We start from the raw sequence: 15,163 nt of genomic DNA, 5'->3' as shown, positions 1-15,163 counted from the left end.
TTATTTAAAGGGATGGCTTATTGGCATTAGCATTAGTGCCTCATGTTATAGAATATTAATTAAAACCAAAAATGACCCGCGATGAAAAAACTGCACTTATTCGTTCTCAGTTTTTTTGCTCTGAGTATTTTATTTACAGGATGTGTAACCCAGGCGGAACACGCTGAAGTGCTGGATCAACTTGCTTATTACAAAGGCCAATCTGTAGGCGTAGATTCCATTGCCGAAACAAACAGGAAACTGGAAGTTGAAAACAAGCAAGTACAGGACGATTATGGTCTTGTGGTGCGTGAAATGGAAGATATGAAGGCTGCCAATATCAATTTGCACCGTAGTTATGCTGAGGTATTGGATCGTTTGAACCTGCTCAAATATGAAAATGATGAAGTCATGGCGACTTCCTCCTATGAAAGCATAGGGCTGCAGGAGTCCGTTGCGGAAATGAAGACCCGTCTTGATGCCAAGGAAAGAGAACTGGCTAAGCTTGAATACGAACTTTATCAAAAGGAGGCCCAACTGAACATGCGTGAAGGAAGCCCCGGGCAATCCGTAGCTTCGAATAACACGGGATCGGACTATAAACTCAAACAGATTGAGGACCTTACCACGAATAATAAAAACAAAATTTCTTCAGTGGCCCAAAGCCTTTCCAATGTACTTTCAGCTTATGCTCCCCAGGACGCCCAGATAACTGCCAAAGATGGCATGTTGCATATAGTACTCGGCCAAAACCTTTTATTTAGCGAAGGGGATGAAAGTGTTGCCTGGAATGGCAAAACGGCCCTGAGGCAGGTTGCTGATGTTTTGGTGAACAATCGTGATCTTAAAATTATGGTGGTCGGAAATACTGCTTCGGACGGCATTGCCTCCCGTAACTGGGAGATTAGTGTGCTCCGTTCAGCGGCTGTGGTAAACGTGCTGGCTTCTTATGGTGTTGCACCGGAATCTATTACCGCTGCAGGTCGTGGCTTTTACGACCCCGTTGCCTCAAATCTCACAACCAGTGGCAGGGCCGAAAATAATCGTACAGAGATTGTCCTCTCTCCGGATTGGAGTGAATTGTACAAATTACTCAATCGATGATTTTTGATTTGCGGCTGGGGCATTCTTATGAGAAATACTTCCCAGTCTTTTTGATTAAATTTCTTTTTACCGGCTTCCTGTATTCTTTTATGATTTCATCAGGAGATGCCCAGCATTGTCTTTCCCAAAAAATGTTAAATGTGCAGGCCGCCAGCCATAATAATGTGGCGGATTATCGGGCCGAACTGGAAACCCGGACCTTAGATTGGATAGAAAAATCACGGCAAGCGATCTCTTTTCGTGAGTTGCAGACCATCGAGGTAGTGGTTCATGTGGTATGGAACCAAACCGATGAAATGATCAGTGAGGAGCAGGTATTATCACAAATAGAGGTATTAAACGAGGATTACCGGATGTTGAATGCCAGTTTAAATCTGGTTACTTTCCCCTTATTTCTGGACATAGCCGCGGATATGGAAATTGAGTTTAAACTGGCGACGATAGATCCATCCGGAAACCCAACGAACGGCATCCATTACGTCCATACAGATATTCCAAATATTGCTTCCAAATATTCAGCCGGCATGCGAAGGATTTGCCATGAAGACTTAGGTGGCGCTGATGCCTGGTGTTACCATAATTATCTCAATATTTGGGTAGGGGGATTTGATGGGGGAGTGATTGGTGAGGCAAGTTTTCCGGGGCAGGAGATCAATCATCCGGAGGAAGACGGCATAAGGATCGCTCCGGGCGTCTTTGGCAGGACACCAAACCTCCAGGAACCCTATCATCTGGGCCGAACCCTGACCCATGAGGTGGGCCATTTTTTTAATTTATTACACCTTTGGGGCGAAAGTGATGATGATCCTCCGAATCTCGATTGTACAGGGGATGATGGGGTGGCGGATACCCCCAAGCAGGCATTTACCTATAAGAATACCTGCTTCTCTTCCATTCACCAATCCTGCGGAACGCCGGATATGCATTTTAATTTTATGAATTATACGGACGATGCTTGCATGGCCATGTTTACCCAGGGACAAAAACTTCGTGTTTGGGCTTCTATCCAGCTTTCTCGTTCTGCACTGCTAAATCCTTCAGGGTGTAGTGTGGCAACGCAAAATCTGACTTTGCCCGCCGGGGTGAAAATTTTCCCCAACCCGGTGGTGGATGAGCTTCAAATTAATTTGGCTACGGAAGTAACGAATGGTTTAACGCTTGAAATATTTGATATTTCCGGGCAAAGGATTTTCGGGAATATATTTTTGAAAACCGGAAATAATAGTTTATCCCTTGGCAATCTAAAAAATGGGCTCTATATTGTCAAAATATCAGATGACGAATATTCCGGTATTGAAAAAATCGCTGTGATACATTAATTTATCATTTAACATTAATAATTTTTCCAGCTTATGGCTTTTAAACAAGAATTACACGCCTCCACTCCCCCCGTAATTTTATTGACCTTATTTTGCTTGTTAATGCTCAATTCCTGTGGCGTTCTTGAAAAAAATACCCGGTTGGAAGAACTGGGCAAGGTCATTGAAATGAGTAAGGGGCCATGTTTTGGCACTTGTCCTGTTTTTACTTTAACAGTTTATGACAATGGGGTAGTGGCGTATAAAGGAGAACGCTTTACTGATAAGCTGGGACTGTACATTAAGGTACTCAAAAAGGGAGAGTTTCAGAATATTGTCAAAGCTTTTTCTGATGCGAACTTATGGCAATTCCAGGATTTTTATAAGAGTCAGGTTCCTGATTTACAGACTGTTACATTGGTGTATCACGAAGAGGGAGATATTAAGACTATTGTAGGGAAAGATGGCAGACCATCAACTGTTTTGGAACTAGAAAATTTGTTGGACAATCTGGTGACTGCCGATGGATGGGAATTGAAAGAAAAACCAACTTATGGGTTACCGGATAATGTAAAACCGGATGAGATCATTGTGCAGTTGATCTACAATGTGGATGCGACCACCTGGGTGCGAAAATATGCAAAACAGGAGATGGCCGTGGTCAAGGCTCTTCCTTCGGGACAATTTTGGGTAATAAAATTCAATAAGGATATCATCCCGCCCCGGGAAATGATCGAATTCATACGCAGGGATGATTATGTGATCAGCGCACAGTTCAACCCGAGGTAGAAAAGAGGAACATGTTTAGGAATCCAGCTCTGCGATTTTTTCCAGGAGCCAGTTACGGCTGGCAATGTTTTTGGTCGCCTCGACTTCTTCCTTAATTTTTTGAATTTCCTTTTTATCCCGGAAGGTGAGCTTTGTAAGCTTTTTGGTGAATTTGATAAGGTTGGTATAAAGAACCCTTCTGGAACCGGGGAGATCCCTGTGTCTTCGAAGGTAGGCTCTGAAACTGTCAAAAAGAGAATAAAGAGGTTCTGTTTCCTCCGTTTCGTAATAGGTGGCAATGAGCATTGTCTTTGAGTTCAGATTGTAGGAAAAATCCTCGAATTCAATATCCCTTAACTTTTCAATGACAAGATCGTATTTTTTCTGGTAGAAATAAAGGGTTGCCAGGTTATAGGTAACAGCGTTTAGCCTGAAATTTGAAGGAAGATAATGTTGGAATTCATTGATGAAATTTTCGACCCAATCATATTCCCCATGTCGGGTTCCAACGGCTACGATATTTCTGAAGTGCCAGGGAGAAAATTCAATGTTAGAAATGATATGGTCTTTTTGTAGTAATTCCTTGTACAGGAAAAAGAGTTCTTTAAGGAAATTCGCCGCTCCTGCATTTGATTTCCTGATGCAATAATTGATGGCGAAGGTGTACATGTCGTAAGACTGGCTGGGCGGAAAAAGCTCATAGTGTTCGTTGAGCAGTTCTTTTAGTTTGAAAAAATGTTCCTCATTTTCAATGTCAGTTTGGGTCAGGTATATCTGGTAGTAAATGGTGATGGCCGGGATTTGGTCAAACTTGTGTTTTTCGATATGGCTGATGATCTCTTCGAAGAACAGAAGATCCGTTTTTGAATTTACAATGGACTGTCGGCTCAATATTGAACAATATATTCGCAACTTTTCTGCCAGGTAAAAATAATCCAGATTCTGGACCATTTCTTTTTCATTGGTCGCTACGGTTCGTTTGTTTTCGAAGTCGGTGAGTTTATAGTAATTGAGTTCGATCTGGTATTGATGGAAATAATAATTGGCCTCCCTGTAGGTGGCTTGTTCCGAAAAACGCCTTGCAGTCCGCATGGCACTATTGTAAATTTTTACAAGATCCTTTTGCTCAACAGCCTCCAATAATGTTGTAGCCTGGAGCAATGGGGTTTGCTCATAAATCCTTTGTGCCAAAAATGATTCGATTAATTTCAAAAGGTCAGACATGTATTTTCGAAACCGAACATCATCGTAAGGTTTTTTCCCCTGTACTGCTTTCCAGACTTCTTTTTTCTCAAAAGGTTTTTCATTATTGTTGGCGTTGAGGTGCTTGATCGTAAGGTCAAAAATTTTCACAAGATCCTCATTTGTGTTAAAATAAGCCGATTCTAAAAATTTTTTCAACTGACTTTGCTCTTTTTTATCAAAATATTCTAGAACGGAATACAGTTTTGTGTTGCGCATTTAGGGAATATTTTTGTATCTTTACCGGGTGGAGTAAGTTTAAATATGAGTTATAAAATTATTAAGAATTTGCCTTTTCACAAAGGTACGTATTTTTATTTTTTTTGTAATTGATTTTCAACTTATTAAAAGGTTAGTTTGATTTTTTGTGTTTGATTTTTTTTCACAAATGATCAAATTGGCTACGCAATGAATGTATCGTTTGAATTAAATTCAGACAGTAACAAATTATAATCCAAAAACGCTTTGTAGAAAATCCACGATCCATGAATGTAACTTTACGAAATTTTTTGACATTCGTGTTCCTTTTTTCGGGGGTTGTCCTATTTGGACAATCGATAGTCACCCTGAATCTGGAGACCTACGGGAACACAAGTGTTGAACATCAATTCTCCTCAAGTCCAGGACCGGCATCTGTTCATACAGTTCCGTTGCATGGACAAGTTCAACTAACCAATCTGGGATCTTTTCAATGGGATGTAACGTACACTCCTAATGAAGATTATTACGGACCGGATAATTTTGAATTGTACTACTTCAGTGGTACACTCAAAATACTCAAGGTTCATGTTGATGTTCTTCCGGCGAAAGTAATCGCTTTCAGAGACTATTCCAGCACAACGGCGGGCAGCCCAGTGACTATAGAGGTACTCGCCAATGATTTCAGCAGTAACGATGTATTTATTCTTTCGGCTATTCCGGCGGTAAACAACGGTTGGGCCGAATTTGAACCAGGGGCTTCGACAGTCACTTTTCATCCTAATCCCGGATTTTCAGGACTTACCCATTTAAATTATGTGGTTTGCGATGGAGCAGGAACTTGTGATAACGGTACCGTCAGTGTGACGGTGATGCCTTTAGTAAGTGAGAACGATACCTTGAGAATCTTTACGAAAAAGAACCTCGAACAAGTGGTGCTGGTTCCTCAAAGTTATACGCTCCTTCCAGGCTGGCCGCAAAATGGTATTTTTGATAACTCGGACGATACCCCGGTTTACATTCCTGATGTTGACTTTTCGGGAATGGATTATTTGTATTTCGAGCATGATGGAGCTCAGACCACTGTGATGATTGAAGTGCTTGATGTGGTTGAAAATGTTTTCCTGTTCAACGATGAATTTTTCACGACATCCGTTGAGCCTCTTGAATTGAATATTTTAGATAATGATCTATACGGACAATCGACCGGATGTATTGGAATAGGAACGCCTCATTTCGGATCATTGGTTTACACTGGTAATTCGCCTAACATCCCTAATGGACAGATATTATATATTCCTCCTGCCGGTTTCCAGGGAGTGGATTGGTTTGATTATACCGGCCATTCCGGAGCAACATGCGGAAGCCCTGCTGAAACGGCACGCGTTTATATACATGTGAGCAATTTTGAGCCTTCTGCAGATAAATTCTTCATGTCAACACCTAAGCGCACCCCGTTGCTCATTGGTTATGACCTTCCTGTTACAGCTTATAGCTTTGCTATAATTGATCAGGGAGACCTTGGTGAAGTTATTTTTCTTCCCGGTCAGGTAGATACCCTGATTTATGATAAATTAATTTCAGGGTATAACCTTTTAATTTACATTCCTAATGAGGATGTAACGGATGGAGAGGATGAATTTGAGATCAGTTATTGCGCACTTGACCTTGAGGGGAATTGTGCTGTAGAAAAATCCGTTAAAATTGAAATGGAAATCCTCAATGTAGGATCTGGAAATGAGCCTATGTGTTTTGACGATTGTGTTTGGCGTGGCGATACCAACTTTGACGGAACCGTAAATCTTCAGGATTTGTTGCCTATTGGCTTAAGTATGGGGGAAATCGGATCTTCAAGAGACGTTAGCCAAACGGGTTACTGGTATGGTGAATATGGATCAGACTGGAACGGGCCATTTAATACGGAGCTCGTTGATCTCAAGCATATCGATGCTGATGGAGATTCTATAGTCACTGCACTGGATACATTGGCGATCAATCAATATTATGGCAGGACACACGCATTAGTGCCTAACATAATGCCATTTTATGAAGATGAAATCCTTTTACAGGGAGATGTTTTTGTATCCCCCGGTGATTTGGTTGAATTGGATATGATTTTGGGAAGTACAGCCGATCCTGCTATTGATATTTATGGATTTACAGTTCCTTTTGAATATAATCCACTATTCTTTGTGCCGGAAAGTGTTAAAATGGAGTTTCAGAATTCCAGCTGGCTTTCTTATAATTCTCCTATTCTTTACATGACTCACAACGACCTCGATGGAAAATTCGAAGGGGCCTTTACTCGTACCAGCGGTCTGTCGGCTAGTGGACATGGTCCTATCGGTAAAGTTAGTCTTGTGGTAGTGGATGACCTCGCAGGTTTCCGAATAGGTGAGGAGCCGGTTCAATCCCGGGTCGGAGGAGGAGTATCAACTGTAATGAACAGTGCAGGACAAACTTTTGGCATGAAAATGGGAGGAGCAACCATCCATATCGTTTTTGAGCAGGATAAAGATTTTGACAAGCTTAATCCCGATTTGTTAAAGTTGTCTCCTAATCCTGCCAGCAACTACCTCAATGTGCATCTCAATGGAGCTCAGGGTTTTGAAAATGTAGTGGTTCGTAACCTTACCGGCCAAACAGTTTATAATGCAGGTAATCTGGAAGGAGATAACAGGACTCAGATTGATGTGAGTAAATGGCAAAGTGGTATGTACTTCGTCAGTGTTTATACCGCCGAAGGGGTGATCAGTAAGAAATTTGAAGTAATTGAGTAAATCGAAAGATTAGATAAAAAATATACTCTGGCAAGAGACTAAACAGATTTCTGAAATCGTTATTTTAAAACCATCGATTCTCAATCTGTAGGTAAATTAGACATTCATTGCTTTATTCATATTCGTGGAATTATTTCATGTAAAGCCGTACTGAAGAAGTACGGCTTTTTTTATAAAAAAACATGAGTCATCCCGAATTTTTTAATTCAAATGGATGCTGAAAATATATTAACAATATTTATCTGCAATATAATCAACTCCTTCAGACCTGTCTTCCGGCGACGCCCCAGGTAGAGTTGAGATTGTTTTTGTTTGATTTCCAATGGATTACATCCATTGCCATTAATACCGGCAGGCAGGCAGGTTAATTCCCTTCGGGAAATGGATTAAGAATAGAGTTAATTTTTAAAAAGAAGATTAAATTTATCCCCGCATGGGGAAAAATATCAATAACGCAGTATGAAATACTGCCAAAAAAGGGACAAAAACCAACTCTGAAAGAGTTGAATGTAACCTGTTTCAAATTTAAAAAACCATAAAAAGTAATAATTATCTGACAATCAATTTATTGAAAAAAATCCCGAACTTTGCCGGTCGGCAAAATTCGGGATGAACTCATGTTTATTCTGTTTAATGGTTTATCTAAAACCTATTTTTTGAGCTCAGCATAGAATTTATAAAAATAAGGAATGGTTTCAATGCCTTTATAAAAATTGAACAATCCAAAATGCTCGTTGGGAGAGTGGATGGCATCAGAGTTCAGTCCAAAGCCCATCAGTACTGATTTTGCATGTAACACCTCCTCGAAGAGCGCTACAATAGGAATACTTCCGCCTTCCCGCTTTGGGATGGGGTCTTTTCCGAAAGTCTCTTTCATCGCTAAATGAGCGGCCTCATACTCAGGAGTGTCAGTAGGTGTAACAGCAGGAGCTCCACCATGAAGTGGGGTCACCACTACTTTCACTGAGGGCGGTGCGATACTTTTGAAGTGTTCTGTGAAAAGTCTTGTAATGTTCTCTGAGTTCTGGTGAGGAACCAATCGCATGCTGATCTTGGCATACGCTTTGGAAGGAAGAACAGTTTTAGCGCCTTCACCGGTATATCCCCCCCAGATGCCATTTACATCCAAAGTAGGACGGATGGAAACCCTTTCGTCCGTTGAATATCCTTTTTCGCCCTGAACGGCATCAATCCCGAGAGATTTTTTATAGTCTTCTTCATTGAAAGGAGCTTCTGCCATTTTTTTACGCTCCTCCAAACTTATTTCATCTACATCATCGTAAAACCCTTTAACGGTGATATGGCCGTTTTCATCATGGAGGGAGGCGATCATATCACACAGAACATTGATCGGATTGGCAACTCCTCCTCCATAAACGCCGGAGTGCAGGTCACGATTAGGCCCTGTCACTTCCACTTCAACATAACTTAACCCACGAAGAGCAGTGGTAATGGAGGGCGTATCATTGGCAATGATAGAGGTGTCTGAAATTAAAATGACATCGCACGCCAGTTTACTTGTATTCTCTTTACAGAAAATACCCAGGTTTATGGAACCTACTTCCTCTTCCCCTTCAATCATGAATTTTACATTGCAGGGTAGGGAATGGGTGGCAAGCATCGCCTCAATGGCTTTGACGTGCATGTATAATTGTCCTTTGTCATCACAGGAGCCTCTTGCAAAAATGGCTCCGTCGGGATGTATTTCCGTTTTTTTAATTACCGGTTCAAAAGGGCCTGACTCCCAAAGTTCAATGGGATCCGGCGGTTGAACGTCGTAATGCCCGTAAACCAGAACCGTAGGATAGGAAGCATCGATTATTTTATCTCCGTAAACTATTGGGTTGCCGGCGGTTGAACATATTTCCACGTTGTCAACACCTGCCTGGATGAGGCTTGAAGCAACGTATTGGGCTGTTTTTAAGATATCTCCTTTAAATTCAACATTTGCGCTTACTGAAGGTATCTTGAGCAATTCAAGTAATTCTTCTAAAAAACGATTTTTGTGTTGTTCGATATACTTTTGTACTTCTTGCATGGTTGAATAATCTGGTTAGGGAAATTGAATAAAGATTAATCTGTTACCTGGAACTGAAAATCTTCAAATTTCAGAATATGAACATATTTGTTTTCAAATCGCTGTATCGGGCTGAGCTCACGGGTAGTGGGATCTGAATATATAATAGGCTCAAATTCATACCTTGTCAGCAGGGTCGGCTGTTTCTCTTTATCCATATAGTATTGAAATTTGGTACCGTATTGGTTCAGCATTCTACCAAAATATATCAGATTGTCGTAGCCCAGGTAAGCTTCAAGGGTAGGGATGGTTCCAAACCGATCGAAGAATTGTTGTTTGAATGCGGCAATATCCTTGGATTGGGGGTTGATGAAAGAGCTAGCCGTAACGTGTACATTCAATTTTTCATAATAACTGTAGTCAATTTTTTCAAACTGCATCCATTGAGGCATTCCATAAACTACAATATGGTTGTATTCTGATTTGGAAACATCGATCTTTCTTAAAAGAGAATAGATAAACGATTCTGACCAGCTGGGTATGATGAATACAGTGGTGTCTTCAAGGTTAATGAATGGCATGAGTTGAAAATCTTCCAGGCCGGCCGTTTCATCTTTTATGATCAATTCCTGGAGCATGATCGTATCTTTCACGCCCTTTTCAAAAATATATTCCTCATAAAAATATTTCAGGCGTGAACGTTCCGCCTCAACATCTTTGCTTACAAGGATGATTTGCTCCGGACGGTAGTGTTTCAATGCATGTTTCATTATCGCCTCACAATGGGTCTCCAGGGTTGGGTTGACCTGTATATATTCCGGGTTGGCCTTGGTCAGTCCTGAAGCAGCACTATGGGGTGAAACAAATGCAATCTCATTATTTTCCGCAAATTCTGCCACCTGTACGATGTTGTCCCTTCGATAAGGACCAATAATGAGGTTGGCATTTTTGAGATCTGGATTTGACCTGATTAAAGAAGAAATGGTTGAAGCGGATGCTTTGGAGTCCATCACAGAAACGTTTAGGCGCACACCTTCCTCGCTGAGTACGTCCATTGCCATTTTGGAGCCGGCATAATAGTTAATAGCCCAAAGTGAGTTGCTATTAATCGCATCCTCACTCGCATTGAATTCGTTTGTGAGAAACGGCAGAATCAGACTGACATTGTAAGATGAAAGCTTCTCTGATCCAATTTCATTTACATTTATAACATTCGTCGGATTGATTCCAGACTCAATGGCACCATCAGAAGTGATGGGCGGGTATTTAATTTTAGGAAAGTCCTTCCATATGACCGTATCCAGATCACCTACGGGAAATTCTTTCACTTCAACATAAGTGCCTGTTTCCGGGTCGTATACTTTTTTACCGGAGATGGGCTCAAGGGTATCACTTGCAGGCGTTTTATCTTTGTCTTTATTCAGCGGTTTGAAAATTTCACATGAGGAAAAAAATATCAGACCGGTTAAAAATAACAGTAAAGATTTATTCCCACTCAATTGTCGCAGGAGGTTTTGTGCTAATATCATAAACAACTCTATTTATGCCTTTTACATTATTGATAATTTCAGTTGAAACAGTGGCCAGTAATTCATAGGGCAGCCGGCTCCATTCAGCGGTCATCCCGTCGGAGGATGAAACAGCTCTCAGCGCTACCGTTTTTTCATAAGTTCGTTCATCGCCCATGACTCCCACAGATTGAACAGGAAGTAAAATAGTGCCTGCCTGCCAAACCTCATCGTAAATATCGAATTTTTTAAGATTTTCAATAAAAATATGATCAGCTTCCTGCAGTAAGGCCACCTTTTCAGGGGTTATATCACCAATAATCCTGATTCCCAAGCCCGGACCCGGGTAAGGATGCCGGTGTAAAATGGTGGCCGGCACTTCAATTTCTTTTCCTAATTTACGAACTTCATCCTTGAAAAGCATTCTTAAGGGCTCGACAATTTTTAATTTCAATAAATCCGGCAGACCTCCAACATTATGGTGCGACTTTATGGTTACTGAGGGGCCATGAACGGAGACGGATTCTATGACGTCGGGATATATGGTGCCTTGGGCGAGCCATTTTATTTTGGGCAGTTTGGCGGCTTCCCGTTCAAAAACCTCTATGAATACTCTTCCTATGGCTTTACGCTTTAACTCGGGGTCGGAAATGCCTTTGAGGGCATCATAAAAATGTTGCTTGGCATCGATCCCAACCACGTTAAGACCGAGGTTGTTATAAGAAGCCAGGACTTCTTCAAATTCATTTTTGCGCAACAGACCATTGTCGATAAAAAAGCAGGTGAGTTGATCGCCAATAGCTCGTTTTAACAACATAGCCGCGACGGAAGAGTCCACGCCTCCGGATAAGCCGAGCAACACATGCTCATGGCCAATTTGGTGCCTTAGTTCCGCAACAGAATGCTCTGCAAAGTGAGCCGGGGTCCAATCGCCTTTCATGCCAACAATTCTCTTAAGAAAATTTCCCAGGAGCAGCAAGCCGTCAAGACTATGAGCTACCTCGGGATGGAATTGTAAACAATATACGGGAGATCCAAATGTCCCTTCCGGGGCTTTAAAAGCTGCTGTAGAAATGCTATTTGTTCCCGCCAGTAATTGAAAACCTTCAGGAATCCGGGAAATGGTATCCCCGTGTGACATCCATATTTGTGATTCCTCTGGTATATTATGGAAAATATCATCTTCAGGATGAATCAGGGAAAGGGAGGCTTTTCCGTATTCTCTTTTGTCTGATTTTTCAACGGAGCCCCCGTAGTAGTTTGCGATAAATTGTGCTCCATAACATATTCCCAATACCGGAACTTTACCGATAAACTTTTCCAGATCTATCTGCAGGGCATTTTCATCTTTAACCGAAAATGGACTTCCGGATAAAATAAAAGCCTTAATCCCTGGATCTGCCTCTGGAATTTTATTGAATGGCGTAATTTCACAATAAATGCCTAATTCACGCACACGCCGGGCTATTAGCTGTGTATATTGCGACCCGGAGTCGAGTATGATTACCTTTTCTTCCATTCCGCAAATATACATTTAAAAATTAAAGCATACAGCCTATTTTGCAATTTTGCAAAACAGGCTGTACTCCATTTCTCATTTTTTTTAGTTTGTTGGAAGCCTTGTACTGAAAAGTATCCTAAAGGTTATTATTCAATAAACAAATTGAACTCTACCCGACGATTCTTGTCCCGACCTTCTTTATATCTGTTGTCGGCAATGGGAACGGTTTCTCCATATCCTTTGTGAAAGATGCGATAGTCTTTGATGCCTTTGGAAACCAGGTAATCAGCACAAGCTTTTGCCCGTTTTTCTGATAATCTTTGATTGTCCTCGCTGCTTCCCACACTATCGGTATGGCCACTGATATTGAGTTTATGAGCAGTGTTGCGTTTCATGATGTCGGCAATCTTATCGAGAATAACGTAAGATTCGGGTTTTAAATTTGCAGAGGCTGTTTCAAACTGAACCGCCTGCACCGCGTATTCAAGGGTTGCTTTATCTTCTTCCGTTATGGCGGGGCAACCGTTATTGGCTATCGGGCCGGGCTGCTCAGGGCATTTGTCTAATTTGTCCAAAACTCCATCCTTATCAGTGTCTGGACACCCCCTGGTGGCTTTTGGTCCGGCGTTGTTTGGACAATCATCCATGCTATCGGAAATTCCATCTTTGTCGGCATCCGGGCATCCGTTCGTGGCCGCTTCTCCCGGTTGATCCGGACAGTCATCCAACGCATCAGGAATTCCATCCCTGTCTGCATCAGCAGCCAGTGGACATCCTTTATTATCGATCCGGCCTGCTTTATCCGGGCATTCGTCTTTTTGATCCGGGACCCCGTCATTGTCCCGGTCAGGGCAACCCTTCAACGCTTTAATTCCCGCCATGTCAGGGCAATCGTCCTCTCCATCAGAAACCCCGTCACCATCACTATCCGGGCAGCCGTTGAGGCCTGCCAGGCCGGCCACCTCAGGACAGAGGTCTTCACTGTCTGCAATGCCGTCGTGGTCTTTGTCGTTGATAGCCTTAGGCACCATGGGAACCTCTCCATCACCTAATAGTACAAGTACCCCTGCACCAACCTGAAAATGATTTCTGAATGCTTTAAAGCCTAATCCTAATTCGGCTTTTACCCCAATGTAGGAATGTTTGAATACGCGAAGATTGAGTGCGGCTCCGATTGGGGCAGCGAAAGAAATATCGCTGGTTAAATCTTCCGAAATGCCACGTATCCCTGTGTAAACATAAGGATACAACAAATTGGATTCCCTGAACAATTTTAATTGTAAAAGCAAATCCATACTGGCAAGAGCCATCGATTGAAATCTTCCCTGGCCATCCAACGGGATGTTGCCTTTTTGTAATCTGGCGGGGACGGAAAAGTTCAGATAATCATTCAGATGTCGAATGTATTCCATTTCCAATCCAATACCGGCAAAATCCAAAGTAGAAAATTCTTTGGTTATGGGCCAATGATAATTGGTGTTGATTAACCTAAAGGCTACCCCATTTTTTGCTCCGGAATATTGTGCGATAGCAACCTGAAAGGTCAATACAATCGTTAGCAACAGAAATATTAGTTTCTTCATAATTAAATAAATTTGGTTTAATAAAAGTCGTAGGGAAGGAATGAAACTTCTTCCGGTTAACTTTTCCCGATAACTAATTTTTGGACTGTTTTTCACGGCAAAAGTAACCTGGGAGTTGCAGACTGGTTGATAAATTTGACTTGGGAATATGATTAGGAGATGGTAAGGGGGAAGTTCCCTGATAGGTGCATTATAAGACATAGAGTCCTAATCATGGCAGGTTTTCACTCGCAAAAAGAAGAATAGTTGAAATTTCGGGGATAATAATGGTTAATTTCCAACCAGACCTCTGCCTGTTTTTTCAATTTTACCTTCTTCCATGAGTTGTTTTACCAACCTGTCGAGTATACCGTTTACAAAGTCTTTACTTTTGTCTGTACTATAAATTTTGGCTAATTCTACGTATTCGTTAAGGGTTACCTTCGTCGGGATACTGGGAAATGTCATAAATTCAGTGATAGCCATTTTAATAAGGATCATATCGATTACGGCAACGCGGTCAGCATCCCAGTTTTTTAGGGCCGGGCTAATGATCTCCAGGAGGGCTTCTTCTTTCTGCACAGCGCTAATCAGCAAGACTTTTCCGAACTCTTCAATGGTTTCAGCCCCTGGTTCATATTCTTCATAAAAATTTTCCGGGAGAGGCAGTGCTTTGATGGTCTTTTTGATGGTCCCGACCACCAGCGATTTATCTTCTTCCCAAAGCGGGTAATGATCACTAACCAGTTCTATGAACGTTTCATTATTTATGCAGGTCTTGTACAAGGACATGAGTACTTCCTTATAATCTTCGGCAGTAGAATCAGGCTTTTCAATAAAGTCTGCATGTTCTTTACTTTCTGTAAATTCCGCATAAAACCTTCTGACCTGATCTTCTTCGAGTTTTTCTTCAAGGTTGTATTTCCTGAAGAGTCTGAAAATGGATTGGTTTTGCAGCAGCGAGGTCATCAGTGGATTATCTGCAAGTTTAGGCGTAAAATTTTTGTCCGCCTCAGAAGGCAGATGTTTTGATTTTTTACGTTTTGCATCAATTCTTGAATAAGCAGCGGTTCGCATGAAAAGCAGCAGGTTGAAGAGGTACAATTCGTAGGTATCGTGTACGCTTGCCCGATACCGTGACAAAATAGTCTCCAGATCAACTAATTTGTCACGGCTCATGGTATATAGCATCTGCATTACTTTTAT

10 protein-coding genes are annotated in these 15,163 nt (G+C 41.6%); 4 read left to right on the top strand and 6 right to left on the bottom strand.

Annotation, left to right across the window (positions count from 1 at the left end; genetic code table 11):
* Nucleotides 1-81: 81 nt before the first annotated feature.
* From H6571_02820 to H6571_02810, 3 genes are read left to right on the top strand one after another with little or no spacing between them, the layout of a single operon-like run.
* Nucleotides 82-1,083 carry an OmpA family protein gene (locus tag H6571_02820; protein ID MCB9322649.1) on the top strand — a complete coding sequence of 334 codons (1,002 nt, stop codon included), beginning with the start codon at nucleotides 82-84 and terminating at the stop codon, nucleotides 1,081-1,083.
* On the top strand, nucleotides 1,080-2,402 hold the full coding sequence (locus H6571_02815; GenBank protein ID MCB9322648.1) for a T9SS type A sorting domain-containing protein: 1,323 nt from the start codon (nucleotides 1,080-1,082) through the stop codon (nucleotides 2,400-2,402). The genes H6571_02820 and H6571_02815 overlap by 4 nt, the downstream gene beginning before the upstream one ends.
* Before the next feature lie 33 nt (nucleotides 2,403-2,435).
* On the top strand, nucleotides 2,436-3,170 hold the full coding sequence (locus H6571_02810; GenBank protein MCB9322647.1) for a hypothetical protein: 735 nt from the start codon (nucleotides 2,436-2,438) through the stop codon (nucleotides 3,168-3,170).
* Between the two features lie 15 nt (nucleotides 3,171-3,185).
* On the opposite strand, the gene H6571_02805 is transcribed toward H6571_02810, so the two are convergent.
* The gene (locus H6571_02805) at nucleotides 3,186-4,610 is read right to left on the bottom strand and encodes a hypothetical protein (protein ID MCB9322646.1); all 1,425 of its coding nucleotides are present in this window, start codon (nucleotides 4,608-4,610) and stop codon (nucleotides 3,186-3,188) included.
* Between the two features lie 266 nt (nucleotides 4,611-4,876).
* Between H6571_02805 and H6571_02800 the strand changes: the two genes are divergently transcribed.
* Nucleotides 4,877-7,369, top strand: a complete 2,493-nt coding sequence (locus tag H6571_02800) for a T9SS type A sorting domain-containing protein (protein MCB9322645.1) — start codon at nucleotides 4,877-4,879, stop codon at nucleotides 7,367-7,369.
* Between the two features lie 649 nt (nucleotides 7,370-8,018).
* Here H6571_02800 and H6571_02795 read toward each other — a convergent pair.
* The 5 genes from H6571_02795 to nusB form a co-directional block, all read right to left on the bottom strand.
* Nucleotides 8,019-9,407 carry a dipeptidase gene (locus H6571_02795; GenBank protein MCB9322644.1) on the bottom strand — a complete coding sequence of 463 codons (1,389 nt, stop codon included), beginning with the start codon at nucleotides 9,405-9,407 and terminating at the stop codon, nucleotides 8,019-8,021.
* A gap of 35 nt (nucleotides 9,408-9,442) precedes the next feature.
* A complete protein-coding gene (locus H6571_02790) occupies nucleotides 9,443-10,915 on the bottom strand; it encodes an amino acid ABC transporter substrate-binding protein (GenBank protein MCB9322643.1) in 1,473 nt (490 codons plus the stop codon).
* On the bottom strand, nucleotides 10,872-12,413 hold the full coding sequence (guaA, locus tag H6571_02785) for a glutamine-hydrolyzing GMP synthase (GenBank protein ID MCB9322642.1): 1,542 nt from the start codon (nucleotides 12,411-12,413) through the stop codon (nucleotides 10,872-10,874). Before guaA ends, H6571_02790 begins: the two co-directional genes overlap by 44 nt.
* Before the next feature lie 128 nt (nucleotides 12,414-12,541).
* Nucleotides 12,542-13,978, bottom strand: a complete 1,437-nt coding sequence (locus H6571_02780) for an OmpA family protein (GenBank protein ID MCB9322641.1) — start codon at nucleotides 13,976-13,978, stop codon at nucleotides 12,542-12,544.
* 270 nt (nucleotides 13,979-14,248) lie between these two features.
* The gene (gene nusB, locus H6571_02775) at nucleotides 14,249-15,154 is read right to left on the bottom strand and encodes a transcription antitermination factor NusB (protein MCB9322640.1); all 906 of its coding nucleotides are present in this window, start codon (nucleotides 15,152-15,154) and stop codon (nucleotides 14,249-14,251) included.
* Between the last annotated feature and the right edge of the window lie 9 nt (nucleotides 15,155-15,163).

It is taken from the genome of Lewinellaceae bacterium (genome assembly GCA_020636105.1).
Classification (GTDB): domain Bacteria; phylum Bacteroidota; class Bacteroidia; order Chitinophagales; family Saprospiraceae; genus BCD1.
Note: the sequence above shows the minus strand (reverse complement) of the source record. Positions and strands in the feature narration are given on the sequence as shown.